This is a genomic window from Streptomyces sp. NPDC056987 (assembly GCF_042673865.1).
Taxonomy (GTDB): domain Bacteria; phylum Actinomycetota; class Actinomycetes; order Streptomycetales; family Streptomycetaceae; genus Streptomyces.
In genome coordinates this window covers 168,541-192,640 of record NZ_JBHURV010000014.1, presented here as the reverse complement: position 1 = coordinate 192,640, position 24,100 = coordinate 168,541, and the positions used below count along the sequence as shown (strand labels likewise).

Annotated in this window: 23 protein-coding genes and 1 pseudogene; 13 read left to right on the top strand and 11 right to left on the bottom strand. The window is 68.4% G+C overall.

The genetic code is table 11. The features are described 5' to 3' along the window. Positions 1 to 309 precede the first annotated feature (309 nt). From ACFTZC_RS18930 to ACFTZC_RS18920, 3 genes are all read right to left on the bottom strand, one after another. Entirely contained in the window at positions 310 to 1,353 is a 1,044-nt protein-coding gene (locus ACFTZC_RS18930; RefSeq protein WP_382891057.1) for an alpha/beta hydrolase, read from the bottom strand. Positions 1,354 to 1,757: 404 nt separating this feature from the next. Beyond that, the gene (locus tag ACFTZC_RS18925; RefSeq protein WP_382891055.1) at positions 1,758 to 2,117 is read right to left on the bottom strand and encodes a hypothetical protein; all 360 of its coding nucleotides are present in this window, start codon (positions 2,115 to 2,117) and stop codon (positions 1,758 to 1,760) included. Positions 2,118 to 2,296: 179 nt separating this feature from the next. Further along, positions 2,297 to 2,425 carry a hypothetical protein gene (locus ACFTZC_RS18920; protein WP_382891053.1) on the bottom strand — a complete coding sequence of 43 codons (129 nt, stop codon included), beginning with the start codon at positions 2,423 to 2,425 and terminating at the stop codon, positions 2,297 to 2,299. A gap of 79 nt (positions 2,426 to 2,504) precedes the next feature. On the opposite strand from ACFTZC_RS18920, the gene ACFTZC_RS18915 reads away from it, so the two are divergent. From ACFTZC_RS18915 to ACFTZC_RS18890, 6 genes are all read left to right on the top strand, one after another. Further along, on the top strand, positions 2,505 to 2,795 hold the full coding sequence (locus ACFTZC_RS18915; protein WP_382891051.1) for a hypothetical protein: 291 nt from the start codon (positions 2,505 to 2,507) through the stop codon (positions 2,793 to 2,795). 163 nt (positions 2,796 to 2,958) lie between these two features. Further along, entirely contained in the window at positions 2,959 to 3,759 is an 801-nt protein-coding gene (locus ACFTZC_RS18910) for an SDR family NAD(P)-dependent oxidoreductase (protein WP_382891049.1), read from the top strand. 234 nt (positions 3,760 to 3,993) lie between these two features. Further along, entirely contained in the window at positions 3,994 to 4,863 is an 870-nt protein-coding gene (locus tag ACFTZC_RS18905) for a branched-chain amino acid ABC transporter permease (protein ID WP_382891047.1), read from the top strand. Positions 4,864 to 4,874: 11 nt separating this feature from the next. Further along, complete coding sequence (locus tag ACFTZC_RS18900; protein ID WP_382891045.1) at positions 4,875 to 7,397, top strand: ATP-binding cassette domain-containing protein; 2,523 nt, start codon at positions 4,875 to 4,877, stop codon at positions 7,395 to 7,397. Between the two features lie 185 nt (positions 7,398 to 7,582). Further along, positions 7,583 to 8,923, top strand: a complete 1,341-nt coding sequence (locus ACFTZC_RS18895) for an FAD-binding protein (RefSeq protein WP_382891044.1) — start codon at positions 7,583 to 7,585, stop codon at positions 8,921 to 8,923. A gap of 410 nt (positions 8,924 to 9,333) precedes the next feature. Beyond that, the gene (locus tag ACFTZC_RS18890; protein WP_382891042.1) at positions 9,334 to 10,482 is read left to right on the top strand and encodes an ABC transporter substrate-binding protein; all 1,149 of its coding nucleotides are present in this window, start codon (positions 9,334 to 9,336) and stop codon (positions 10,480 to 10,482) included. Between the two features lie 162 nt (positions 10,483 to 10,644). Here ACFTZC_RS18890 and ACFTZC_RS18885 read toward each other — a convergent pair whose 3' ends face one another. Next, a complete protein-coding gene (locus tag ACFTZC_RS18885) occupies positions 10,645 to 10,974 on the bottom strand; it encodes a transposase family protein (RefSeq protein ID WP_382891040.1) in 330 nt (109 codons plus the stop codon). A 336-nt stretch (positions 10,975 to 11,310) separates the two neighbouring features. Here ACFTZC_RS18885 and ACFTZC_RS18880 point away from each other — a divergent pair, with 336 nt between their 5' ends. Further along, positions 11,311 to 11,718: a RidA family protein gene (locus ACFTZC_RS18880; protein WP_382891038.1), complete on the top strand. Its 408-nt coding sequence runs from the start codon at positions 11,311 to 11,313 to the stop codon at positions 11,716 to 11,718. A gap of 119 nt (positions 11,719 to 11,837) precedes the next feature. Here ACFTZC_RS18880 and ACFTZC_RS18875 read toward each other — a convergent pair. From ACFTZC_RS18875 to ACFTZC_RS18860, 4 genes and pseudogenes are all read right to left on the bottom strand, one after another. Beyond that, positions 11,838 to 12,015, bottom strand: a pseudogene (locus tag ACFTZC_RS18875) (ATP-binding protein); the annotation flags it as partial. A 111-nt stretch (positions 12,016 to 12,126) separates the two neighbouring features. After that, positions 12,127 to 12,408 carry a hypothetical protein gene (locus ACFTZC_RS18870; RefSeq protein WP_382891070.1) on the bottom strand — a complete coding sequence of 94 codons (282 nt, stop codon included), beginning with the start codon at positions 12,406 to 12,408 and terminating at the stop codon, positions 12,127 to 12,129. A 431-nt stretch (positions 12,409 to 12,839) separates the two neighbouring features. Further along, positions 12,840 to 14,252 (bottom strand): SMI1/KNR4 family protein, encoded by a 1,413-nt coding sequence (locus ACFTZC_RS18865; RefSeq protein WP_382891036.1) that lies wholly within the window; start codon positions 14,250 to 14,252, stop codon positions 12,840 to 12,842. A gap of 124 nt (positions 14,253 to 14,376) precedes the next feature. Then, positions 14,377 to 14,619 (bottom strand): hypothetical protein, encoded by a 243-nt coding sequence (locus ACFTZC_RS18860; RefSeq protein WP_382891034.1) that lies wholly within the window; start codon positions 14,617 to 14,619, stop codon positions 14,377 to 14,379. A gap of 255 nt (positions 14,620 to 14,874) precedes the next feature. On the opposite strand from ACFTZC_RS18860, the gene ACFTZC_RS18855 reads away from it, so the two are divergent. Further along, positions 14,875 to 15,744 (top strand): LLM class F420-dependent oxidoreductase, encoded by an 870-nt coding sequence (locus tag ACFTZC_RS18855; protein ID WP_382891032.1) that lies wholly within the window; start codon positions 14,875 to 14,877, stop codon positions 15,742 to 15,744. Between the two features lie 559 nt (positions 15,745 to 16,303). After that, positions 16,304 to 16,585 carry a hypothetical protein gene (locus ACFTZC_RS18850; RefSeq protein ID WP_382891030.1) on the top strand — a complete coding sequence of 94 codons (282 nt, stop codon included), beginning with the start codon at positions 16,304 to 16,306 and terminating at the stop codon, positions 16,583 to 16,585. Positions 16,586 to 17,214: 629 nt separating this feature from the next. Here ACFTZC_RS18850 and ACFTZC_RS18845 read toward each other — a convergent pair. The 3 genes from ACFTZC_RS18845 to ACFTZC_RS18835 all read right to left on the bottom strand — a co-directional run bounded on the left by ACFTZC_RS18845 (position 17,215) and on the right by ACFTZC_RS18835 (position 21,654). Continuing rightward, entirely contained in the window at positions 17,215 to 17,337 is a 123-nt protein-coding gene (locus ACFTZC_RS18845; RefSeq protein ID WP_382891028.1) for a hypothetical protein, read from the bottom strand. Between the two features lie 622 nt (positions 17,338 to 17,959). After that, a protein-coding gene (locus ACFTZC_RS18840) for an IS5 family transposase (RefSeq protein ID WP_382891026.1) occupies positions 17,960 to 18,777 on the bottom strand; the annotation gives its coding sequence in 2 pieces (ribosomal slippage) (positions 17,960 to 18,429 and positions 18,429 to 18,777; 819 coding nt in all). Positions 18,778 to 19,233: 456 nt separating this feature from the next. Beyond that, positions 19,234 to 21,654: a PQQ-dependent sugar dehydrogenase gene (locus ACFTZC_RS18835; RefSeq protein WP_382891024.1), complete on the bottom strand. Its 2,421-nt coding sequence runs from the start codon at positions 21,652 to 21,654 to the stop codon at positions 19,234 to 19,236. A gap of 394 nt (positions 21,655 to 22,048) precedes the next feature. Here ACFTZC_RS18835 and ACFTZC_RS18830 point away from each other — a divergent pair, with 394 nt between their 5' ends. The 4 genes from ACFTZC_RS18830 to ACFTZC_RS18815 all read left to right on the top strand — a co-directional run bounded on the left by ACFTZC_RS18830 (position 22,049) and on the right by ACFTZC_RS18815 (position 24,069). Beyond that, entirely contained in the window at positions 22,049 to 22,378 is a 330-nt protein-coding gene (locus ACFTZC_RS18830; RefSeq protein WP_382891022.1) for a hypothetical protein, read from the top strand. 363 nt (positions 22,379 to 22,741) lie between these two features. After that, positions 22,742 to 22,903 carry a hypothetical protein gene (locus ACFTZC_RS18825; protein ID WP_382891020.1) on the top strand — a complete coding sequence of 54 codons (162 nt, stop codon included), beginning with the start codon at positions 22,742 to 22,744 and terminating at the stop codon, positions 22,901 to 22,903. A 231-nt stretch (positions 22,904 to 23,134) separates the two neighbouring features. Continuing rightward, positions 23,135 to 23,833 carry a terpene synthase family protein gene (locus tag ACFTZC_RS18820; protein ID WP_382891018.1) on the top strand — a complete coding sequence of 233 codons (699 nt, stop codon included), beginning with the start codon at positions 23,135 to 23,137 and terminating at the stop codon, positions 23,831 to 23,833. After that, positions 23,830 to 24,069, top strand: coding sequence for a hypothetical protein (locus ACFTZC_RS18815; protein ID WP_382891016.1), 240 nt, complete (start codon positions 23,830 to 23,832; stop codon positions 24,067 to 24,069). The genes ACFTZC_RS18820 and ACFTZC_RS18815 overlap by 4 nt, the downstream gene beginning before the upstream one ends. The last annotated feature ends 31 nt before the right edge of the window (positions 24,070 to 24,100 follow it).

The following is a 24,100-nucleotide window of genomic DNA, read 5'->3' as shown; positions in this document are numbered from 1 at the left end:
CAAGCACCGTGCACGCGAGCACCCCGTCGGAAAACAGGACAGACCGAACCTCGCGGCAGTCATCACAAGCAGCAAAGCTGCATAAACTCCAAGCTTAGGGCGTCCGCCTGTACCAGGTTCGCATCGACGCCGAGGGCGGCCACCGTGGCGAGGTAGGCGTCGCGCAGCCGCTGGTGCCAGTAGCCCAGGTAGCGGCCGATCTCTCATCTCACCCAGGCTGCCAGCGGGCGCACCTCGTAGCCCCGTTCCACCGCGTACGCCACGGTGGGACGCTCCCGAAACCTGGCCGCCGCCTCTCGTAGCCCGACTTTACTTCACCTCGATCGCCCGCATCAGGAGCGGAAACGCCTTCTGGATCTCACGCGCCCAATAGGGCCACGTGTGTGAACCGTTGTAGGTCTCGAAGGTCACGTCGAGACCAAGGCGGTTGGCTCGCTTGACGAATTCCTGGTTCTGCAGCAATTGGGCGGCTTCGAACTGCACGGAGACGTCGGAAGGATCGGTTTCAGATGGATCCAATGGTCCGATTCGCCCATTACCGCAGGACACGAACAACTCCGTGCCACGCAGGTCTTTAACGAGATCTGCCGGGTTGTGCGCCGCCCACACGGCGCGCTGCGCCGCCGGATCACCGAAGAGGTCGAGCGCGTCGTACCCGTTCGGCGCGATATGTGTCCGCAAGAGCCACGTCGCGTACGGATCGGAGGAGACGGGCTCGGTGGTCGGGTGGAGCGTGTCCAGCGTGCCGCTGAAGGACGCTGCCGCGCGGAAGAGACCGGGATGGCGCGCCGCGTAGGACATCGCGCCGAAGCCTCCCATCGACAGCCCCGCAATCGCGCGCCGGTCAGCGACGCGGAGCCCCCGCGTGAGGATCTGCGAGAGCTCTACCAGGTGGAACGTCTCCCAGCCCGGCTTGTTCCCGGTACCGCGGGCCCACCAGTCCGTGTAGAAGCCGAGCGCTCCGCCATCCGGCATGACGACCAGTACGTCGCGCTTACGGGCGAGACGCGCGATGTCGCCGTGCCGCGTCCAGTCCACGTAGTTGCCGTAGCCGCCGTGGAGAAGGTAGAGGACTGGCCATGAGGCGCTGGGCTGCGAGCCGAACCGGTTCGGAAGGATGATGCGCACCGACGCGGTGTGGCCGAGCGCCACCGAGTCGATCGTGATGTCCATCGTGCGCGGGTCGAGGAAGCTCTGCGCGATCACACTCGCGCCATTGTCGGCCTGGACTCCGGTGAGGTGCGGTTTTCGCGCATCCCGGCCGCGTGCCATGGCAACGCCCTGCGGCATCGTCGCAACGACTCCGGCCGTCGACGCGACCCCCAAGAAACGCCTCCGATTGACCGTCGTCATTGACCTCTCCTCAAGCGAAGGGAATCGCCACTCCGTCGCGTGCCGCAGCGACGAAAATTGAAGTGAATTCAATTAATTCAGGACTGTATAAGCCCTGTTTCATGCATGTCAAGAGTCGGTTGCCTGCTCGACCAGTCCAGGCCACGCGGTCGGGGCGACCAAAAGACGGACGCAGCCTCCGCCGTGGTGAGCATGACCGGCTTGGCCGCCAAGTCGTCCTGGAAATCCGCGACGCCCAGGATGAGCGGACGACGGAACGAAGGGCCGCCTTGAAGCCCCGTCACGGAGCGTGAGTCCAGCAGGTTGACACCGGCCGCCTGGATCCGGGCCAGGACGCCGTCCGCGCCATCCCAAGGATTGGGCATGTCGGCGGCGCCGGGCGGCCTTGTCCCCTTACAGCTCGATCATGAAGGTCTTGCTCGTCGTCCGGCCGTTGAGCCGTGGCTCTGCCGCGATTTCCGCAATCCCGTCTTCCTGATCTTCAGCTGGCGAACAGTACGCGAGGTGAGGCCGACCATGACAGCGTCCCAGTCCTTGCCGAGCCCGGCGGTGAATCCTCGCAGATCAGGACGGCGCCTCTGTTCGGCGCCGTGGGCCCATCGCACAAGTTTCTCCTGACCCTGGTGGTGGACAAGGACCTCTGCGAAACACGCGACGAGCTGACAGGCGGCGCCCAAGTCGCGGCTACGGTCACGGAGTTCCTTGAGGACGACGCTGCCGGGTTCGGGCCGGTTGTCGGAGTGAGCGAGGATCAGGGTGATCACCTCACGGGCTTTGGGGACGGGCAAGACGGGTGGAGGGCCTTGTGGTCTTTCCTGGAGCCGCGAGAGGAAGTGGCGGACGGTCAGTCCAAGGTCGGCGAATTCGCGGGGAAGGCGGCTGGTGCTCGTGCAGCCCTCGGTGCAGCGGGCGGCAAGGCAGACAACAGACCGTCGAGACCGCTTCACCGGCCGGTGGAGCTGGAGCCGACCAGCTCGCCCGCTGTGACCGCGCGTACGTTCTTGCGGACGATCGTCGCGTCGAGACGAAGTTCAGCAACGATGCCGCCGATGCCCATGTGCTTATTGATCAACACGTGGACTGCGGCGTGACGTTCGCGGACATGCTGGGCTCGTATGCCCTCGGGTTTCTCCGGCCGGGGGTGGGGTCCATTGCAGGCGAAGCCGGGCGACGAGCCGCTCGGTGGCGTCGTCGAGGACCCGCACCTGGCCGACTTCCGGGTCGGGCAGGACCCCGAAGAGCCGCGGCATTGCGTCCTTGCCGATCGCCGCGCCGCACGAGGCGTGCCGTACGCGCTGCGCGCTGAGATGGTCTCGCCGCTGGAGGCGGCGGCCCGCGACGTGCGAGTCCTGGGCGTCGGCGTGGTGGACACCGGACGGTTCCGGCCGCGCGGATGGCGGGGTTGGCACAGCATGGGCCGACCTCGAAGGCGCCGAAGCTGAGGCGGCTGGAGGTCACCCTGCAGACCGCGATACCGCTGGCGACCGCGCACGAGATCGTAGAGACGGTACGCACCTTCACCGTCCCAGCTCTTGTCAGCCCAGGGCAGGCAACGGTATTAGAGATGAAGTCAGTTCAACATGAACGCGGAGAGGGGTGGCGGGGATGGATGGCGGTGTACGGGCAGGCCGATTCGAGGGCAAGGTCGCGATGGTGACGGGCGCCGGTTCAGGCATGGGAGCGGCGGCCGCTCGGCAGTTGGCCGCCGAAGGGGCGCAGGCCGTTGTTCTCGCCGACGTGAACAGCGAGGCCGCCTCGGCCGTGGCGAAGGAGCTGCCCGCCGGTCGGGCGGTCGCGCTCGATGTGGCGGACGCGGCCGCGGTCGACGCGGCCGTCGAGGACGTACTGCGGGAACACGGCAGGCTCGATGTCCTGGTCCATGCCGCCGGAGTCGACGACCCGGAGGTCAAGCAGGTGATCGCGGAAGCGCTGGCCGAGAGCCGGCCACCGGAGGTCACCGACCGGCTCGCCGACGCCGCTTGGCAGCGCGTCATGCGGATCAACCTGGACGGCACCTTCCACGTGCTGCGCGCTGCGGTACGGGCCATGCGGCCGGTCGGGGCAGGGGCGATCGTCGTCATAGGCTCTTCTTCGGTCTTCGACACCCCTGTCGGCTATCCCCACTACGCCGCGTCCAAGGCAGGCGTGCACGCCCTGAGCCAGGCGGTGGCCAAGGAGGTCATCACGTCCGGGATCCGGGTGAACGTGGTCGCGCCGGGGCCGACGGAGACCGGCATGGCGGCACGTACACCCGCCGCACTGCGCAGTGATCTCACCGACCCGGGCGTGCGCCCGTACGCCACGCCTGAGGAGATCGCCGACATCGCCCTGTTCCTGGCGAGCGACGCCGCGGCGAACCTGGTGGGTGCGGTGCTGCTCGCCAATGGCGGCCGTTTCACGGCCTGACGGGCCGCGGCCCGCCTGCACCGGCCCGGACGGGCGGGCCCCGCCGGCGAGGCCGCCGGCTGCCCGGCCCTTTCCTGCCGCGCCGTGGATGAAGGCGCACGAATCAATCCGTGCACGGGTATTGCCCGTCCGGCAACCGATGTCTACGGTCACGAATTGAGTTCAGTTTATGAAGCGCTCGGGCAGTACTGAAGCGCGGGGCGCGCGGGCGCCCGGCGCGAGGAGACGGTCGACGTGGATCAGTTTCTGGTCGTCCTGGTGAGCGGTCTCGCCAGTGGTGCGGTGTACGGCCTGATGGGCCTCGGCCTAGTGATCATTTATCGGGCGACGGACGTGGTCAATTTCGCGCTCGCCAGCCTGGCGACCGTGGGTCTGTACGCCGCCCTGGCGCTGTACAGCAGCGGCCTGCCGTTGCCGCTGGCCGCGGTGGCCGCGATCGCCGTGACAGCGACGGTCGGTCTGGCCGCCCGTGAAGTGGTGATCAGGCCGCTCGCGCAGGGGGAATTGCTCTCGGCGCTGGTCATGACCATGGGCCTCTCGCTCATCGCGGACAGCGTCATCAGCACGGTCTGGGACGACCAGCCGCGGCTCTTCCCCAGCCTGGTGGAGGGTTCGGTATCGCTCGGGAGTTACTCGATACCCACGCAGAGTCTGCTGACCATCGGCGTCGCGGCCGTCGCGATGGCGATGGTGGCGTACCTCTTCGGCCGCACCACGATCGGCTCCGCCATGCGCGCCGTCGCCGAGTCCGCCGACACCGCGCAGATCCTCGGCCTCGGTGCGCAGCGCATCGCACGGATCGCCTGGGCGCTCGGGCTCGGCCTCGCAGCGCTCGCCGCCTTCCTCTACGCCCCTCGGGCCGGGCTGGTGCCGACAGTGCTCAGCGCGCCACTGTTCCGCGCCTTCGCCGGGATCTTCCTCGGCGGGCTGACCAGCATGTACGGCGCCGTCGTCGGCGGGCTGACCATCGGCGTTCTGGACAACCTGGCCGCAAGTTATGTCTCGGCGGGCTACCGGGACACCTTCGTGTTCTCGTTCACCATTCTCGTGCTGCTGATCCGCCCTCAGGGGCTGTTCGGCGTGCGCACGTTCCAGCGGGTCTGAAGGAGCGGTCCATGTCTGTCGTCAGTCGTTCCAGTCTCGCCAGGGCGGCGCTCGGGCCGCTCGCCGCAGCCGTACTCATCGTCCTGCTGAACGCCGGGGCCGTCCCGCCGTACCAGGCGTACTCCGTGGGGCTCGCGGCGGTCTACACCGTGCTCGTCCTCTCGGTCGGTCTGCTCGCGGGCTGGGCGGGTATCTGGTCGGTCGCTCATCCCGCGCTCTTCGCCCTGGGCGCCTACTTCGCGGCGTACGGCAGCACCCACGGCTGGTCGCTTGAGGTCGTGGTGTTCGGCGCGACCGCGTGCGGTGCGGCCTTCGGGGCGTTCCTGGGAGCTGCGGGCGCCCGGTTCTCGATGCTGTACGTGACCCTGCTGACGCTCGCTTTCACCATGGTTTCGCTCGAAGTCATGGGCCAGTGGACCAGCGTGACCGGTGGCGACCAGGGCATTCCGATGGCGAAGCTGGACAGCGCCCTGGGCCTTGGCACGCTGGCCAGCGCGGGCACGCAGGCGCAGTACATCGCGGTGGGCGGGGCCGGCATCGCTCTTGCGGTGGCAGCGCTGGCCCGGCCGAGTGCCCTGCGTATGCGGCTGGTCGCCGCCAAGTCCCACCCGATGGCAGCGCGGTCGATCGGCATCGCGCCGGAGGCCCAGTCGGCCCTGGCCTTCGCCGTGAGCGCCGCGTTCGCCGCGCTGGCGGGTGTCCTGCTGGCCCTCGTCGTCGGGTTCGTCAGCCCGGACCCCTTCTCGCTGGCTCTGGCGATCTCGCTGATCGCCGCGTGCGTACTCGGTGGCGCGGGCACGCTGCTCGGCGCCGTCGTCGGTGGTGCGTACCTGACATGGGCACCGACGGCCGCCGAGAGCGCGGGGGTGCCGCAGCCGATCCTCCAAGGCGTCGTGCTCATCGCCGCGCTGCTGTTCCTCCCGGGTGGAGTAGTGCTCTTCCTCGGCCGTACGGCGCGCCGGCTGCTGCGGCGGCCCGCACCGTCGCACGCCCCGACCGCTCCCGAGACCGCCGAAGAACCACCGGGGTCCGTTCCCGCACCGGGCGCGGACGCTCGGGAACTGCTCCGACTTGACGAGGCGGCGGTCACCTTCGGAGGCCTCAAGGCACTCGAAGAAACCTCGATGTCCGTACGTGCGGGCGAGACCCTCGCGATCATCGGCCCCAACGGCGCCGGCAAGACGACGCTGGTGAACGTCCTGTCCGGGCTCGTCGGAGGCGGACGCGTGTCGGGCAGGGCTCTGTACAACGGCAAGCCCCTGTTGAAAACCAGTGCCACCGCCCGCCGCGGGCTCGGCATCGGGCGCACGTTCCAGCACGCCGAGACGTTCCCCGAGCTGACCGTTCTGGAGAACGTCCTCTGCACCCGTCGCAGAGTCACCGCGCACAACCGCGCGAGAGCGGTCGAACTGCTGAAGCGGGTGGGCCTGGCGCACGTGGCGGACCGCTACCCGGACGAGCTGCCGTTCGGCCTGCACAAGCGCCTGGACCTGGCCAGGGCGCTCGCCGAGGAACCCGAACTCCTCATCCTGGACGAGCCGTTCGGCGGTCTCGATGCCGGTGAACGCGCTCTGCTGGCGCGGCAGATCATACGGCAGCAGCAGCGCGGCACCGCCGTCGTCATCATCGACCATGTCCTCGACGACCTGCTCGCCGTCTCCCACAGGGTGGTCGCCTTCGACTTCGGACGGCCGATCGGAGAAGGCGAGCCCGGCGAGATCCTCAGCGATCCCCGGGTACGCTCCTCCTACCTCGGCGAGGGCGGCGCCCGGGGCGAACTCCCCTTCCGCGACGGCACCGAGAGCACCGCCATGCGACTCGACGGTGTGGGCCACGCCTACGGCGGGGTCACCGCTCTGCGCGGGGTCGACCTCACCATCGCCCAGGGCAGCGTGGTCGGCATCGTCGGCGCCAACGGAGCGGGCAAGAGCACACTGGGCCGGATCCTGCACGGTGCGCTCCCGCCCACCCGCGGCACACGCGCACCGGCCCAGGACCTGCGGACAGCGCTCGTCCCCGAGGGACGCGCCCTGTTCAAGACGCTCTCCCTGCGCGAGAACCTGGAAGTGGCGGCGTACGCCGCCGGCATCAAGGGAGCGGATCTGCGTGCCCGGCTCGCGGAGACCGCCGAGTGGCTCCCGCCGCGGCTGCGGGAGCGGATGGGCATACCCGCCGCGGGGCTCTCCGGAGGCGAGCAGCAGATCCTGGCGATCGCCCGGGCCCTGATGGCGCGGCCCGACATGCTGATCGTCGACGAACCGGCACTCGGCCTGTCCCCGGCGATGGTCGACGAGGTGTACACCCGCCTCGGCCGGCTCGCCCACGAGGGCATGACGGTCGTCCTGCTCGAGCAGTCACTCGGCCGTGCGGCTTCCGCTTCCCACGAGGTGGTCGTGCTGCACGAGGGCAGCATCGCCGTACGGGGCGAGCCCGCCGACCCCGCGTTCGTGCCGCGTGCCGAACAGGCCTATTTCGGCGGACGGCGCGCACCCGACGGGAAGGGCGATGCCTCCGTGGCCTCCGCCCAGAGCTGACCGGGATCCGTCCGGACCCAGAAACTCACGTTCAGGATGTGAACTGAAACAGAGCCGCAGAGGGCTCTGTTACCGATCCAATCGCAGTCTGTACCCATTGAATGGGACTCGGTTTTTCTGGCTGGTCGTGCGACCGAATTCAGCGCCTGACAGAAGAGCCGATCCCTCGGCCGGAGGAGAGTCGCGTGCAAGCAGAAGACGTCGATCTACTGATCATCGGAGCGGGCATGGCCGGGCTGACCGCCGGCGCACGTGCTGTCCGCAACGGCCTGTCCGTAGTGATCGTCGAAACCGGTACGGAGGTCGGCGGTTCCGCACGCTTCGCCGGTTACGCCTGGACCGCCCCGAGCCACGACGTCATGGACCAGCACAATCCGCGCGGCGACATCGCGCTCAGGCGCGCGCTGGTGGACAGGTTCGCCGACGGCATCTCCTGGATCCGCTCCGTCGGGGTGGAGGCCAAGGACGCGCAACGCGTTCTCAGCTTCGGCCGCGGGCACCAGTTCGACACGAACCATTACATCGACACCTGTCGTCGGCTCATCGTCGACGGCGGAGGAGAACTCCTGCTCGAGACGGACACCGAACGCCTGGCGGTCGAGGGCGGGGCGGTGGCCGGAGCGTACCTTCGGTCGAGCGGCGGCACATACCGGCACGTGCGGGCCCGCTCGACACTCATCGCGACAGGCGGATTCCAGGGCGACCCCGCCCTGCGCACCGCGCTTGTGCATCCGCACGCCAACCGCATGCAACTCCGGTCCAATCCCCACAGCCGCGGCTCCGGCTACCGCCTGGCCACCCGCGCGGGAGCGGCCACGGGGCAGGATGACGCCGGCTTCTACGGCCACCTCATCCCCAGCGGCATCCCCTTCGCCGATCCGGCGGATTTTGTGGACATGTCGCTGTACTACAGCGAGCACGCCCTGCTGTTCAACCTGCACGGCGAGCGGTTCACCGACGAGACCCTCGGCGACCACCTCACCGCCATGGCACTCCTGGAGCAGCCCGAAAGCCGCGGTCTCCTCATCGCCGACGCCCGGGTGTTCCGCGACTGGATGGTCGGCTCGTACGTCGAGGGCGCCGTCACCATCGACAAATTCGCTCTGGCGAGCAAGCGCGGCGGCCGGGTCGGACTGGCTCAGGACCTCGACGAACTGGCCTACCTCCCCGAAGAATGGGGTTACCGGGGTGAAGACATCCGCGACGCCGTCAAGTGGTTCAACGACCACGCCCCCGAGGGCCCGAACCTGGTGCCCGGCCGGGAACTGGACCCCCTTGCGCTGGATGAACCCCCGTACTACGTCATCGAAACAACGCCGGCCATCACCTTTCCCTTCCACGGCGTGCGCATCGACGACCGGGCCCGCGTGCTGCGCGACGACGGGCGGCCACTCGGCGGGCTCCTCGCGGCCGGATCGGACACCGGCGGCCTGTGGCACCGCGCCTACGCAGGCGGCATCGCCTCCGCCCTCGTCTTCGGACTGACAGCCGCGGACACCGCCACGGAGACGGCCCACCGCTCATGAGCAAAAGACCGGCTGCACGGTACCGGCGCAGCGGTGCCGTTCTCAACAGGGCGATCGTGCGAGGCCGGCGGCAGCGGCCATGGGTCGGCCGCCACGCTCGATCACCGGCTTCGCAGGGTCGGCGGGCATAACAGTCTGCAGATGTGCGCGAAGGGAGCGGCATGGCCAATGGGACGGCATGCGGGAAGTCGAGAAGGACTGGATGAGCCTGCCGGTGAACGACATGCCTCAGGGTGCCCTTCCACCGAGAGACACACCTGCCGCATGGTCGATCCAGAACGTGACCAGGCATTGCCAGGTGCGTTTCACCGAGATTAGCATCTGAACTGAATTTAATTTGGCTTAGGTCGCTCTGGGGAGGGGCCATGCAACGACGAACGACATCCGCTCTCATCGCCGGACTCGCCGCCGTGCTCGCTCTGGTGGCGAGCGCTTGCGGCACCGGAGGTCCTTCGGAGGCAGGGAACGGCAAGGTCATCAAGATCGGAGCCTGGTACCCGCTCACCGGCCCGGTCGCCTCCTTCGGCATCCCCGAGAAGGCAGGTGCCGACGCGTACTTCAAGATGGTCAATGCTCAGGGGGGTATCAACGGCCGCAAGATCGACTGGATCGTCAAGGACAACGCTTTCGACCCGCAGCAGACCGTGCAGATCGCCCGGCGGCTCGTGGACCAGGACGGTGTCGTGGCGATCGTCGCGACCAACGGCACCGCGCAGTCCCAGGCCACTTTCCCCTTTGTGCTGGAGCAGTCGAAGGTGCCGGTGCTCAACACGCTGGGCGGGGACGCGTCCTGGTACGAGCCGACCCGCGACGGGTTGTTCGGTCTGCAGACGCTGTACGAGGACCAGGCCGCCGCGCTCGGGCAATGGGTGGCACGCGACGGAGCGAAGAAGGTGCTCGTCGTGCACAGCGACCCGGCGGCGTTCGTGAAGGTTGCCGGGGAGATCGGCCCCGCCGCCGGCAAGACCGATCCGTCGGTGGACGTACAACGCCTGAAGGTCAAGTTCCAGACCACCGACTACAGTCCGGTGATCAGCAAGGTCAAGGCCCAGAAACCTGATGCCGTCGTGCTGATCCTCGCAGCCGCGGAGGCCGCGGCCTACCTCAAAGAAGCCAAGCTGCAGGGACTCACAGCGCCCGTGTACGGCTACGCACCTGTGGCCGCGCAGTCCACGCTGACCCTGGCTGGCAAGGCGGCCGAAGGACTCAGGGCGGTGCAGTTGGTCAAGTCGCCGCATGACGACGACCCCGCCATCAAGGAGTTCCGCACGGCGATGTCCAAGTACGAGCGAGGGCAGCCGGCCGACTTCATTACCCTGTGGGGCTGGGAGGCGGCGAAGGCGTTCGTCGAGATCGCCAGGACCATCGACGGGCCGGTCACCGCCGAGTCGCTGACCCGGGCCTACGAGAACGCACGCCAGGTCGACACAGGCGTGGGACCGGTACTGAGCTTCAGCGCCGACCGTCACCTCGGCACCCGTGATGTACAGAAAGTCGTCGTCCGGGACGGCCGCTGGGAGTCGCAAGGCGACTTCTTCACTCCGCCAGAACGCGACTGACGCCACTACCCGTACAGGCGACCGAGGCAGAGCGATCTGCCCCTGACCGGCCATCTGCCGTCCCTGGGCCGTGCGGCAGCACTACCGAGCGGTGTTGGGTCGCCGTCGTGCTCGGTCCTGAAATCGATGATCACCCGACGCCGGACGCCGGGTCCACCACGGCTACTTCACCGGTCTCGTTGATCCCCAGATCCTCGGCGACCTCGGCGATCGTCTTGCCGGTCTCCGTGACGATCCGTACCGCAGGCGGACATCGGGTGCGACGGTGCAGCCCCGCTCCGCCGGCAGTGGCCGTACTTCACCGATTGCTCGCGTCATAGTGGAGCGGTCGACGCCGAACCAGCCGGCCAGTACGCCGTGGGTGACGCCGTGGCGGGGGTGGACGAGCGTGGCCAACAGGCGGTCGATGAAGACCAGTTTGCGCTTCGCCCGGCACTCAACGCCCTGCGACGCGGACGCGCGGTCAGCACGGCCTGGTGCCGCTCGTGCCACAACGGTCGTGTCTCGGTGACGAGTTCAGCGATCACGTCGGGCATCAGCCCCGTGATCCGCTGACAACGGATGATCAACGTACGAGCCCGGTTCCCCACCACACAAACCATGATCAACGATCAGCATCTCGACGCGCCACCGCCAATCATGCACCAGGTCGTCAGGAACAGCGTCTGTCGACTGGTTCCCGGAGTCAGTTGGTGATCATGCGGTTCGTGAATGTCGAACAGAAGTGACGGCGTTCTCGCGGGGCGGCGGGAAAAGGGAAGGCGGAAGCCAACTGGCCGTTGACAGGATGTCCGCGCTGAATCCCCGAGGGGAAAGGACCCCACGACCGTGGCTCGTGCCATCACTTTGATCCGCTCCACCGCCCTGTCCGACGTCGCCGAGTACGCCTACGCGGCCACGGCGCCCGCCGAGTCACGTCTGATCTTCCTTGCAGGGGCATGTCCGCTGAACGATGACGGCTCCACAGCAGCGATCGGGGACTACGCGGGCCAAGCGGCGAAAGCCATCGAGAACATGCAGGCCGCTCTTACTTCCTCAGGCGCGTCACTCCAGGACGTCATCAGCACACGAGTTCTCGTCGTATCGGCCCGGCGGGAGGACCTGGTGGCCGCCTGGCAGGTTGTCCGGGACTCGTTCGCTGACCATGACGTCCCCAGCACGTTGATGGGCGTCACCGTGCTCGGTTACAAGGACCAACTCGTCGAGATCGAGGCCGTCGCCGCCGTGCTCGATTGAGACCATCTTCCAAAACCACCGCAAACGCGGGATGGCCAGGCGTCCGCCAGGACGGCTGGCCATCGAGGAACGTAGGCTGCGGTCAGCCGGCCTTTGCAGGATCCTCGGGCTCGGGCTCGGGTGCTGGCGAGGCGGCAGGAGTCGGTGCCGGTCTCGATAATGGTGCCGTTGAAGGTGAGGCGGTCGACGATGGCCGCGCAGAGGCGGGGGATCGCTGAAGGTGTTGGTCCAGTCCCCGAAGGACTCATTGGAGGCGATGGCGACGCTGTTCTTCTCCTCTCGCTCGGTCAGGACCTGCCCACGGTTCGTAGCGACGGAGAAGACCGAGCGGCCCGCTCGCTCCAGGACCGGAACGGCGAAAGGGTCGCCACGGCATCCGTGGCAGCCCCGAGCGTACGGGCGGGAGGCTCAGCTGTTGTCGGGGTTCTTGCCCACCAGCCGGCTCAGGAGCTCAACGATCTGGGCCTGGTTCTGGTCGATCTTGTGATCCATGCGTTCCAGCCGCTCGTCGAGGCGGGCAACGTGCGCGCTGGGATTCCCGACTTTCTGCTCAAGGTTGCCAACCTGGAGGCGGACCGCGGTCAGGTCGCTCGTGATGATGCCGAACTCGCGGTCGTTCTTCTGCGCGGCCTCTTCGTAGCGGCAGGTCAGCGCGGCAATCTCGCTCTGAGCTATGGGGCCTTCAGGCACGGTCTCGGCTCCCGGAAGTCGTGTAGCAGCCAAGCCGCACACCGATTGTCTCAGAGCCCGCAGACCAGCGGTAGCCACTCCAAAATCACCCCGCGGCAGTCGGTGGCCCGTACGGCCGAGCCGGGAAGGGCTCGGTCCCGACCACGCACGGTGTCGGGGGCGGAGCCGTGGTCCGAGGCGATCCGCGACGAGGACGTTGCCCGGCTGTCCCCGCTCAAGCACCGCACCCTCAATGTGCTCGGCCGCTACAGCTTCACCGCCTCCACCCCGGCCGCCGGAGCCTCTGCGTGGCCCGGAGGCACCGGGGCTCGACGAGGAGGAGCAGGCGTCAGCCGACGGGAACGAGCACAGCATCGAACTGGACCACGGTCCAGGCGAGGGCCAGCAGATGGAGGAGCGGTGTAGTCGGCCCGTCCGGCCAACTACACCGCTCAGCTCCCAGCGGGACCTGCAACGCCTCGTCTTGCATGGCCCACCGGTTGTGCCGCGGGACCGAGATCTCCTTCGAGGAGCGTCTGAACGATCTGAGGCCGGCCCCAGAGGGCCAGGATCTCGTTGGCGATGGCCACAACGGGGATGTGGTCCTGGTCACGCACCTTGATGGCTGCGGCCGACAAAGTGCGCGGGACGGCTCCGGCGTCCAGGAGAACGCGCCATTCCTGCACACCGAGTTCCAGGAACTCCAGTCCGGCGAGCCCGGCGACCTCCACGGGATCGGCCAGCGTGCCGGGGAAAGCGGTGAGGGTGCGCAGGCGAGGCAGTCCGGTGACAGGGGCGAGGCTGAACGGCGTACCGTCCCACACACCGATGGACAGGACTTCCAGGGCGGGGTGAGCGGCGGACTGCATGGTCTCAAGGCTTCCGCTGCCGACCCTGGCCACGACCGGAAGCTGGTCCCCGCGGCGGTCACGGCGTTCCTCTCTCACCCGGCCCAGAACGAAGTCGGTGAGGGAGTCGGCTATGAGTTCGGCGCCGAGACTCTGCTCGTGGTCGACGAGGATGACCTGCCCGAGGTATCCGCCCGGGCCGGGCGTCAGATCGACCGCCAGCTCGTCGCCGCCGTTGCCCCCGAAGACGATCCAGCCGGGTGAGCCGGCCAGGCCCTGCACCGCGGCGTCGGGCGGGGTGCTGACCGCCTTCGTCGCCGACAAACCCCAGTGGGAGTGACGAGCCGCCGCATTGACGCCGTACAGGTCGTCCAGGGCGGAGAGCTCGCAGCCGACCGCCGTAGTGACACGGTCCGCGGCTTCGTAGTCGTCGCCCCAGTCCTCCCACCGCGCCCGTGTCACCCGGTAGACCACCTTGAGCTCGTCGGGCAGCGTGACGCCGAGGCGTGCTTCGGCGGCAGCGATCTCCTCCTCCGTCGCGCCGACAGCGTCGGGCAAACGCTCGCGGAGCGTCCGATCCAGCAACCCCAGGTCCGCCGAGGGGGCGGGCATCGCCCCGGGCACCGGATCCGGGAGGCGGCGCCAGGGCTCGGGAAGGGCGCCGTCGGTCAGGACGAGCACCCCTAGGTCCGGGTAGCCGACGGCGGCTTCCACGACCGGGCTGGGCCAGACCAGGCTGAGCGTGGTGCTTCCGTCCGGTTGGACCTCCGCCCTGAACGCGATCTCCTCAACTCTGCCGCGCGCGAGTGCCCGCTGTATGTCCTGCACCGCGATCCGCTCTGTCGACGACATACGTCCCGGCAGGGCCAGACTCCAGCCGTAGCGGCTGATGCGTCCCACCACACGGGCGGACCGGGCAGCACGCCTCTCCGTGTCGTTGGCCAGCAGGAGCCGCAGTACGGGCTCCCAGGTCGCGAAATCGTGTACCGATGACAAGGAGGGTCTCCGATCAGCCATGCGCAGACCATACGCGGAGCCAGTGACAATGGACGCGGCCGAAGGCCGTCGCTCGCCGACAGGCAAACTACGACGCTCGGTCGGGCCAAGGGCACATGAAAGGGGCCAGGTGGAGTGCTGAGTCTCACCGTGGGGCCATGCTCGGGACCGGGGCCGACAGCGACACCACACACCGAGCTGGCACTTCGCCTTTCACTCCCAGCGACGAGTCCCCGAGGAGTGGCGGAGGGTGCTCGATCTCGCGGTTGAACTCGGTGGCCCGGTCGGCGTCCGTGGTGGCGCGGATGGCCACGATGGTGCCGGGCAGGTCCACGAGCCGGCCCGCGATGACGGTTTTGAGGGGGCGTCCACGGTGGCCCTCCGCCAAGGTGTCGCAGTCGTGTCGGCCGTGCGGGCGCCGCAGGACGTAGAGGCGTTCGTCGGGATGGCGGGCGAGTCCGGGCGCGGCGGCGGGGACCAGTCTTTTTTGGCCTTGAGGAACGCCGGCAGCGGCTTCAGAGGCGATCGCGGCGCGGGCCGGGGCGGGTGGTTTCGCTCGTCCGGACGGTATGCCCGCGCGCGGCGCGCCACGTCTCCCGAGCCCTCCGTGCTGCGTGCTTAAGGTGATGCTCGGAGGTGGAGGATGCGAGTGGGACTGCACGCGCTCGGTATCGGTGACGGTGCCCGCCCCGAGGTGATCCGTGCGGTGGCCACAGCCGCGGAGAGGCACGGTTTCGCGAGGCTGTGGTGCGGCGAGCACGTGGTGCTCGTGGACGCGCCCGCCTCTCGCTATCCCTACTCCGCGAACGGCCGGATCGCCGTGCCCGCGGACGCGGACTGGCTGGACCCGCTGCTGGCCCTGACCTTTGCTGCCGCGGTCACCAGCCGGATCGAACTCGCCACCGGCGTACTCCTGCTGCCCGAGCACAACCCGGTCCTGGTCGCCAAACAGGCCGCCACACTCGACATGCTCTCCGCCGGGCGGTTCACCCTCGGCGTCGGGGTCGGCTGGTCGGCCGAGGAGTTCGCGGCGCTCGGAGTCCCCTTCGCCGGGCGCGGGCGGCGCACCGAGGAGTACCTTGCCGCGATGCGCACCCTCTGGGCCGAGGATCCGGCCTCCTACACAGGGAAGTTCGTCCGCTTCGACGCGATCCGGGTCAACCCGAAGCCGCTGCACGGCGGCCGGCTCCCGGTCGTGGTCGGCGGCAACAGCGACGCCGCCTTGCGCCGGGCGGTCGTACTCGCCGACGGCTGGTACGGCTTCGCCATCCCGGCGGCCGACGTTCCGGCGCGCATCGCCGTTCTCACCGACGAGTGCGCCCGCCACGGTCGCGCTTTCGACGAGCTCACGGTCGCCGTAGCGCTGAGCGACGGCACCCCCGACCACCTCCCCGCACTCGACGCGGCGGGCGTCACCGAACTCGTTGTCGTCGGCGCTCCCCCGCCCGCTCCCGACGTGGCGGCCACCTGGGTCGCGGAACTCGCCCAGACCTGGATTCCCCCGGAGGAATAGGCAGGACTGGCCGGGACACCAGCCGCATATGTGCAGTCGTTCCTCGGTAGATCAAGGGCACGGGGAGTAGGTTCTGCGCAGGCGCTTCGCAACGCGGCGGTAAGGCGGACCTGGAGGTCCTCCGGCAGTCCCTGGAACTGCTCCGGGAGACCGGGCCGGTCGATCCGGCGACGGCCGCGGAGATCCACCGGACTATGACGGGGTACCCGGAGTTCGGGGAGCGCCGCGGGGACCCGCCGGTCGCGCCGCTGTCCCGGATCGCGGCCAGGGCTCTGCTCGCGGGGGGCGCAATGCCGGGCCCGGCATTGCGCCTGGGCTTGGACGGCGTCGGGCCTGGCGACGCTCGGCGCAGGCGTTTTGGATCAGCGCCGGGGGTCATCCGGAGCGAGCAGGTCGTCGGGGAAGACACGTGCGCGCTGGACAGGGCACGGGACTGCCGCTCCAACTGCCGGAGCCGCAGCCTGCTCTAGGGCTCGGTCAGCGTGAAGAGCGTCTACGAACTGAACGTCACCGAGGCGGAGAAGACCGCCCTGAACGACATGCTCGACACCTGCCCCGGATGAACACCGGCCGTCCCGAGCAGTACACAGGTCAGGTCACCGCGGGCCCCGGCGGCGCCATGACCGACGAGGTGGGCGTCATCGCCGGCCACCTCCCTCTCACGACGTCCACCCGCCCCAACAGGCGTGCGGACGTACGCATCCAGTACACCGGCGCCGACGAGTGGTACACCCTCACCGGCAACCCCGCACCCGTTCCACCGGACGGACTTCACGTCCTCCACACCCGGGTGATGGAGGCCGTACGCCACAGGGCCCAGGCCGTCGTACCCGGAGAGTGAACCCCGCGCCGTCCGTACACAGAAGACATGTCAGCAGCAGTGCGGCAGATGCCCTTGAGCAACAGGATGTCGCACCTCTTCCCTTCGCGGCCCGGAACAGGAGAGATCGCGTGGCTCGAAAGTCAGGCCGACTCGGCAGGCGTCCACCTTCACCTGGAACTATCGCGGCACCGCGGAGCGGCCGAACCGCTGGGAGGTCGTAGAGACGAGCACCGGGCAGTGCACGCGGGACACAGGACGGCGCTCCCAGGCGGTGCTGGGCGCCTGCGGCAGCACCACAACCCCGGGACGCGAGGTTTGGGCCCCACAGTTCGACGAGTACGGGAACTACGACCAATTCTGAGCCCTGCCGCCCGCTGAACCACGCGGTTCCGCTTCAGCCTCCGAGGCCCCCTCATTCCTGTCGCTCCCGACGGCTCGGGCCGTCGACGCCGTGGTCCCAGCACCACGCCTCGGCGCCGCCCCGCCCGGTGAGAGGACCGGGCGGGGCGGCACCAAGGTCCCGGACGTGCAGGGCCGACCGGCGAGGCGCAGGAGGTGCAGCCGCCGCGCCTCATCTCTTTCAGGATGCTGTACGGTCCGGGAACCAGGCGTGCGCGGTGTGTAGGGCGCGTGAGGCGTCGACGACGTCATGCGACGCCCCAGTCGCTGCCGAGGGGGATGACAGTGCCGTAATTGTCGCCCTGCGGCGTAGCACTGACGGGCTGGCCGGTGTTCCAGTCGTCGGCGGGTGCCGGGCCGTCTGTCCCCATGACCGAGGCCTCGGTCACGGCAACGACTGCGAGCCTGGCTCACGAACGGGGGGCGTTCATCTGAGACTCCTGTCGCTGGTCGACGCTTGGGGGGCGTCCGAGCCTTGCTGCGGCTCGATCCTTTCAAGATCAGCGTTCATGTCCACCGGGAGTGTTGCCAACCCCTGCCTTCGTGCTCATGCGCAGACTGCGCTGGGACAGCCGTCCAGTGGTCGGTGACCACTCGCGGCAGCTCGCCTACGGCACCCCGGCGCCGAGCGCCCCACCAACTCATATGGAAACGATCAGTAAGTGGAGGGAGCTTCCCTCCTCCCCGCGCCCGCGGAAATGGGCCCTCGTTGTCCGGTCCGGAGCGGCTTCGCCTCTCCTTCCAGAGTCCGTCGACTTCGGAGGTGGCGTCGAGATCTTCCGTTCTCGGCACGTCCTTAGCGCTGCCGCCGCCGTCCGATCTCGGACCGGGACTCCGTGGTGGTTGCGGCGGGTCGGGTCAGGAACCTGCCCCTTCCTGACGGCACTTCGATCGGGACATCGATCAGCAACAGTCCGGACCACGGCCTGACGCGTGCGATGCCGAGGGAGCTCGGGCTGACGCCCGGCCCAGCGCCTGCACTTAGACCGTGTCCTATGTGGTGAGGCGGATGAGTCGTTTGTAGCAGCAGAGGGCGGCGGCGAGGCCGAGGAAGGCCAGGTAGTTGCGGGATTGGCGTTCGTAGCGGTGGTTGAGTCTGCGGTAGCTGGTCAGCCACGACATGGTCCGCTCGATCACCCAACGACGACGCCCTAATCGTTCGCTGGATTCGATGCCTTTGCGGGCGATGCGCACGCCGATGCGTTTACGGCGAAGCCATTTTCGCAGGTCAGGGATGTCGTATGCCTTGTCTGCGTGCAGCTTGCCGGGCTGATAATGCCAGCCGTTCTCGGAGTCGTGTCTCGTGTGGAGACCGGCCACCATGGGCTTCAGCCCTTGACTGTCGTGGGTGTTGGCGGCGGAGAGGCCGACGACCAGGGGCAGTCCGGCCGCGTCCGACAGGATGTGCATCCTGGAACCGGGCTTACCCCGGTCCACGGGGCTCGGACCTGTGAGTTCGCCCCTTTTTTCGCCCGGACGTGCGCGGAGTCGAGGACCACGCGGGAGAGGTCGAGCAGGCCGCACTCGTGGATGCGGTCGACGACGGCCTCGTGCAACCGACCCCAGAGGCCGGCCCTGGACCAGATCACGAAGCGGCGGTGAGCGGTGGACTTCGAGATCCCGAAGCACGGCGGCAGAGCCCGCCAGGCACAGCCGCTCACCAGCACGTAGACGATCGCCGCGAACAGCGTCTCATCAGGCATGTCCCGCGTCCCGCCACCCTGTGCACGCACCTTCGACGGCGGGATCAACGGCTTCGCGATCTCCCACAGTCCGTCCGGAACAATCCAACTCCACGTATCCCGCCCCATGTACAACTCAACGAGCGATCACCACATAGGACACGGCCTAAGTCACTCATTCAAGAAAAATATTCAGTCATTAGTCGCGTGTCGGTGTGTGGGTTGACAGCCGGCGGGCTTCGCGGTCAGCGCCCGCCGAGCGTCGTACGAGAAGACGAAGGCCGGGGCCATGGATGGCCCCGGCCTTCGCTCCTTACCCATGCCAGGCATCTCGTGCCGAGACCGCACGCTCAGCTGCCCGTTCCCGGTTTCTACTCGTGGGATGTGTCCTGATACCCGAGGTGTCCTACGGCGGAGTAGGCCTTGCTCATCTTGTTCGCGAGCCCGCCCGCGAGATCCTGCGCCTGGACGGGGAGTCCGCGAAGAGCCGGAACCCGTGAAGGGTCGGTAGCGCTTCTGCTGTCCGAAGGATTTCGGCGCGGGATCGGGCACTCGGCCGTCAGCGCGACGCCGTCGTCGCCCCGCTCACCCGAAGGTGAAGGTACGCACGAACAGTTCGGGTTGGACTCCGGCGGGCCAGGTGCCGACGAAGTACAGGTCATGGACTCCACCGGGGTCGTTCACGGCGGCCGTGAAGGTCTTGTAGACCCGGTTGGAAAGGGAAGTGGAACCGGTGTGCGGCAGGTTCTCGAACTTCGCCACCACAGGACCGTCGGGCGAGTCGGCGTGCACGGTGAAGTCCGCCCCGGCCATCCGGGTGGCGAACTCCATCGAGAGCTGGTCGATGCCGGCGGCATTGATCCGCGGGAACATGAACCAGTTGCCCGAGTCGGGGACGAAGAGCTGACCGGTGTAGAGACCGACGCCCTGCCCACGAGGATAGGTGCTGGCGCTGTATTGGGCCGGATGCAGCACGATGTCGTCCGCACCGGTCAGGGCCGGGGCGCCGCCCGGACCGCCTCCGTCGGTGTAGTCGGCCCGGACGATGTGGAACACATAGGCGCCAGGACCGTGTTCGGCGTCCCGGCCGGGGACGAGGACTCCTTCGCAGTTCGCGTCGGGCGTGGCCTCGGCCATGGGATGGCCGTGCTGGTTGTGCCCGAGCTGGTAGGTGACCTTCACCTTGCTGCAGTCAACGGCGCCGTCTTCCGGGTCAACGACGTTGGCCTTGAAGGGAATGTCCGCACCGAATTCCGAGAAGCCCCCGTCCGCCGGCGTTTCGATGGTGACGACGGGACGGATGTTTCCCGCCACGACGGAAAGATGTGCGACGGAGGACTTGCCACCGCTGTCCGTGACCGTCAACCGAGGCTGGTAGGACCCCGCGGTGTTGTAGGTGTACGACGCCTTCGCCGTGGTCGCGTCCGTAGTGCCGTCACCATTGAAGTCCCACGCGTACGTCAGCGCGTCGCCGTCCGCATCGCTGGACCTGGCCGCGTCGAACTCCACGGTGAGAGGCAGCGGCCCGGAATCCGCGTTCGCGTCCGGAACGGCCTCGGGCGCACGGTTGCCCTCGGTGTAGTCGATCCGGTACAATCCGGCGTCGTCGTTGCTCGAACCCCAGCCGTTGCCGTAGTCCAGGACATACAGGGATCCGTCGGGCCCGAATTCCATGTCCATCGGCTTGCTGAAGTCCATGTCCGGCAGGAATGCCCGCATGTCCTGAGGCTTTGTCAGCTTCTTGTCGAAGGCTGTGGTCCGGACCCAGTCGGTCGTCCAGTCGTACAGGAAGCGCCGGCCGTCGAACCACTGCGGGAACTTGGTCGCGGAGGGGTTCTTCCGGTCGTAGTGGTAGACCGGACCCGCCATCGCGCCGCCACCGTAGAGCTGCGGGAAGTACTCCTGCTTGTCGTACGTGTAGTAGACCGTCGCCGGCTTGATCGGGGGCAGGTTGACCAGGCCGGTATTGTTCGGCGAGTCGTTGACGGGCTTGTCGCAGCTGAACCAGGGGCCAGGTTTGTCGTCGACGTAGTTCCAGTCGTTGTAAGGCTGGTTGTCCATCGTGCAATAAGGCCAACCGTAGTTGCCGGCGCCCTTCATCAGAAACAGGCGGACATGCCCGGCCGGACCGCGCTGAGGGTCCGGCTGAATCGCGTCCGGACCGTAGTCGGCCATCCAGAGTGCGCCCGTCTTCTCGTCGTAGTCCCCCAGTGTGAAGGGGTTGCGGAAGCCCATGGCATAGATCTCGGGGCGGGTCCTGTCGTGGCGGTCCGCCTTCTCGGGGAAGAGGTTTCCCTTGGGGATGCTGTAACCGCCCTTCTTCTTCGGCGCGATCCGTAGAACCTTGCCATTGAGGTCGTTGGTGTTGGCGGAGGTCCGCTGGGCATCGCCGTTTGCCTGCCCTGGCCGCTCGTCCGTGCCAGGGAAGCCACGTGAGGCACAGCAGTTGGTGTTGTCCCCGGTTGCGATGAAGAGAACGCCGCCCTTGGTCATCAGCAGATCGCCGGCACTGTGCCCGCCGCTCACCCCTTGCGGGTGCTGGATGTCGATGACGGTCGTGGCGGAGTTCACGTCGAGGACATTCCGCGGGCTCAGCGTGAAGCGTGCCACCCGGGACACGTAGGAGGTGTCCCAGTCGGGACGGGAGAAGTGCAGGTAGACATGGCCGGACTTGGCGAAGTCCGGGGCCAGCGCCAGCCCGACGAGGCCCAGTTCACCCACAACCCGAACCGGGACCGTGCCTGCCGTCACCGAAGAATCCGTCTTCGGATCCCAGACCTTGACCCGGCCGTCGCGCTCGATGTACACAACCCGGCCGTCCGGGGCGACGCTGATCCGCATCGGCTGGGTCAGTCCCGTGCCTTCGAGGAGAACCTTCTGGAACCGCTCGTCGCTGGGTGGTTGGCTCGTGGACGGCGTGTCCCCCTGGCCTTCGTGCGGTCCGTCATGCGCCGCGGCCACGGGCGTCACCAGTGCGAGCGGAAAGATCAGAGCGAGTAGAAACATCTTCACTCGACGCGCGGGGTCCCGGTGTCTTCCCTGTTGGCGGGCCATAGGGATCTCCTGTCTCTGCTTCATTCACGGACCGTCGACGGAGGCTGGGGTACCGGTCGGACCGGAGGTGGCCGTTTTCAGCGGGGAGGCACAGGCATCCAGAGCAACATCAGTGCCGATCGACGGTTGCTGTGGGGCGGAGCGGAGTGGAATCTAGCCGCTTACCTCTCCCGCAGGAAGAAGCAAGACGAAGTTTGTAAAACTTCGTCTCGCTGGTAGACAAAGCTGAAGGGGCCCACTTTCGCCCGACCTGGACCTATAAGTCCGATGTGTTCAGTGATCGAATGCGACCGGCGATCGCGTGCTCGGGGCGCCGGTCTTGTGGTTGCGCCAGATAGCGGCGGTCATGGCGAGGATGCGCTGGGCGACACGGACGCTCCAGCGGCCCCGGGGGTTCGGGCGCAGACCCGACGGATTCGGCGGCCGACCGGACCGAGGGCGCGGCTCCGGGCCGCCGGGCCCGCTCCGTACAGGCCCGGCGCAGCGCCTGGGCGTGGATGGCGTCGCCTGGCGGCGCCGGTCGGCGCGCGCGTCCTGGATCGGCACCGCGGTGTCGTCCGTGGCGGACAGGTCGGGCGTGGCGAGCGGACACGGCGTGGGCCGCACGACCGGCGCCATCGGGGCGGTCGGTACGTCGGTGGCCAGCTACGCGGCCACGGCTTCGGCACGGGCCTGAGCTGCGGCGGCCTGCTGCTCGCGAATCTGTGCCCACCGGTGCTCGCGGACCACGCCTGAGCGGTGACGCCCTGGTACAGCTGCTGCTCGGTCGCCGCGCGGAGCTCGCTCCCGGAGGCGTGCGGCAGCGCCGCGTCGACGGCGGCCGCGACCGCACGGCGCTGGTCGTGCCGGTGGGCCTGCTTCTCCTCGCAGCGCGGGCAGTCCTGCCCGGAGTCAGCGCTGTCATGCCTCCCGGTGTTCCGCCGGCAGGCTGAACGAGTGCACCAGAAGGGCGCGTTGCGGCGTGAGAGGGGAGATAGAGAGCTAAAGGTGGCGTAACGCGACGCTTCGCGTCACTGCTGAGAACTGATCAGGGAGAGCCATGAGCATTCGAGCCGCCCTCGCCACCGCCGTACTGGCCCTGGCCTGCCTCGCCTCCGGGGCCGGCAGCGCCGCCGCGGACGACTGGTACAACCACACCGTGGACATCATGCCCATCCAGATGTGCATGGGCAGCGACTGCGGGTTCCCCACCGCCGGCTAGGACAGGCATCTGCTCCCGCCGCTTCGGCTCCAGATCCTGCCGGAGCGGCGCGCCGCGGCACGGACCGTGCGGAGACTGCCCACGGCGTGTGTCGCGTGGCGGCCCGGTGGGCTGCGAGCACCAGGCGGGAGACGAGGGCGGTGCTGGGGAACACCGGTGCCAGGACCGCTGGCGAGCACCTGGCGGGCTCCTCCCGTCACGGGGTATCCGCCGACCGACCGGAGGTCCACGATGCCCGACGCCGCCGATGGCTGGTCGGCTCTCCTGCGGGGGATCACGATCGGCATCCCGTTCCCCACGGCATGTCACCCCGGCGTGGTCGAGGCCGAGGCCCGGGGAAGGCGGTGGGCCGAGCGGCACGGCCTCGTCAACAGCGACAAGGCCAGGTCCCGGCTGCACGGGGGCCGTCTCGGGCAGTTGGCGGGGCGCGCCAATGGCATGCGCCTCGCGCTCCTGGCGGCACCCGTCCGGAACTACCGGCGCGCGGGCGCGCAACCGCTCACGCTGAGCGAGTACGAAGTGATCCGCCGCTGCTTGGGGGCTTGTCCGCCCTGCTTCGCGTTGATCTACGCGGCCAACGGCGACGTACTCCTGGCAGCGGAGTACGGGTACCCGGAGGTGCAGCAGCCCGCACTCCACGCCAACAACGTCGTGTGCTGGAACAACGACATCTACAGCCTCGGCACGGAGCGCCGCCAGCCCGGCCGGTTCTGGAACATGCCGCTCGTCTACGCCGCCTACGGCCGCACCCCCGCATCCGTACGCGGCCATGCACGTTCACGTGTACGCCGACAACATCAAGCAGGACCTGCTCCACTGTTTCGCCGAACAGGACCGTCACCCCGCCGACCAGCGGCGCGGCAGCCGACCGGATCGCCGCCGCGCTCGGCACCCCGAACCCGACCGCGTACCGCGAGCGGGCGAACGTGACGGCGTTCGTGGTGCGGCGGTTCGTCGACCGCGATCTGCTGGTCGACCAGAGCGCGAACCCCGAGGGGGCGCTGCACCACCCCGGCCAGGTCACGGCGGTCTGCGGTTGCGAGGACCTGGCGGACCTGGTCGCCGTCGACACCCCGCTCGGACCCGAGCAGGCCGCCGCACGTCTGAGAGTGCGCCGTGCCGACTTCGGCCACATGGTCCGGCTCGGCTGGGGCCGCTCCCCGTAGTCGATCGAGGTCCGCTTCGGCACCAGCCGGG

Excerpts from the sequence above, each read along its gene's own strand:
- ACFTZC_RS18865 (WP_382891036.1), bottom strand. The coding sequence starts at position 14,252 with ATGGCTGATCGGAGACCCTCCTTGTCATCGGTACACGATTTCGCGACC.
- ACFTZC_RS18825 (WP_382891020.1), top strand. The coding sequence starts at position 22,742 with ATGAGCATTCGAGCCGCCCTCGCCACCGCCGTACTGGCCCTGGCCTGC.
- ACFTZC_RS18820 (WP_382891018.1), top strand. The coding sequence starts at position 23,135 with ATGCCCGACGCCGCCGATGGCTGGTCGGCTCTCCTGCGGGGGATCACG.
- ACFTZC_RS18900 (WP_382891045.1), top strand. The coding sequence starts at position 4,875 with ATGTCTGTCGTCAGTCGTTCCAGTCTCGCCAGGGCGGCGCTCGGGCCG.
- ACFTZC_RS18830 (WP_382891022.1), top strand. The coding sequence starts at position 22,049 with ATGGCGAGGATGCGCTGGGCGACACGGACGCTCCAGCGGCCCCGGGGG.
- ACFTZC_RS18930 (WP_382891057.1), bottom strand. The coding sequence starts at position 1,353 with ATGACGACGGTCAATCGGAGGCGTTTCTTGGGGGTCGCGTCGACGGCC.
- ACFTZC_RS18855 (WP_382891032.1), top strand. The coding sequence starts at position 14,875 with ATGCGAGTGGGACTGCACGCGCTCGGTATCGGTGACGGTGCCCGCCCC.
- ACFTZC_RS18835 (WP_382891024.1), bottom strand. The coding sequence starts at position 21,654 with ATGTTTCTACTCGCTCTGATCTTTCCGCTCGCACTGGTGACGCCCGTG.
- ACFTZC_RS18910 (WP_382891049.1), top strand. The coding sequence starts at position 2,959 with ATGGATGGCGGTGTACGGGCAGGCCGATTCGAGGGCAAGGTCGCGATG.
- ACFTZC_RS18845 (WP_382891028.1), bottom strand. The coding sequence starts at position 17,337 with ATGGGGACAGACGGCCCGGCACCCGCCGACGACTGGAACACCGGCCAG.
- ACFTZC_RS18850 (WP_382891030.1), top strand. The coding sequence starts at position 16,304 with ATGAACACCGGCCGTCCCGAGCAGTACACAGGTCAGGTCACCGCGGGC.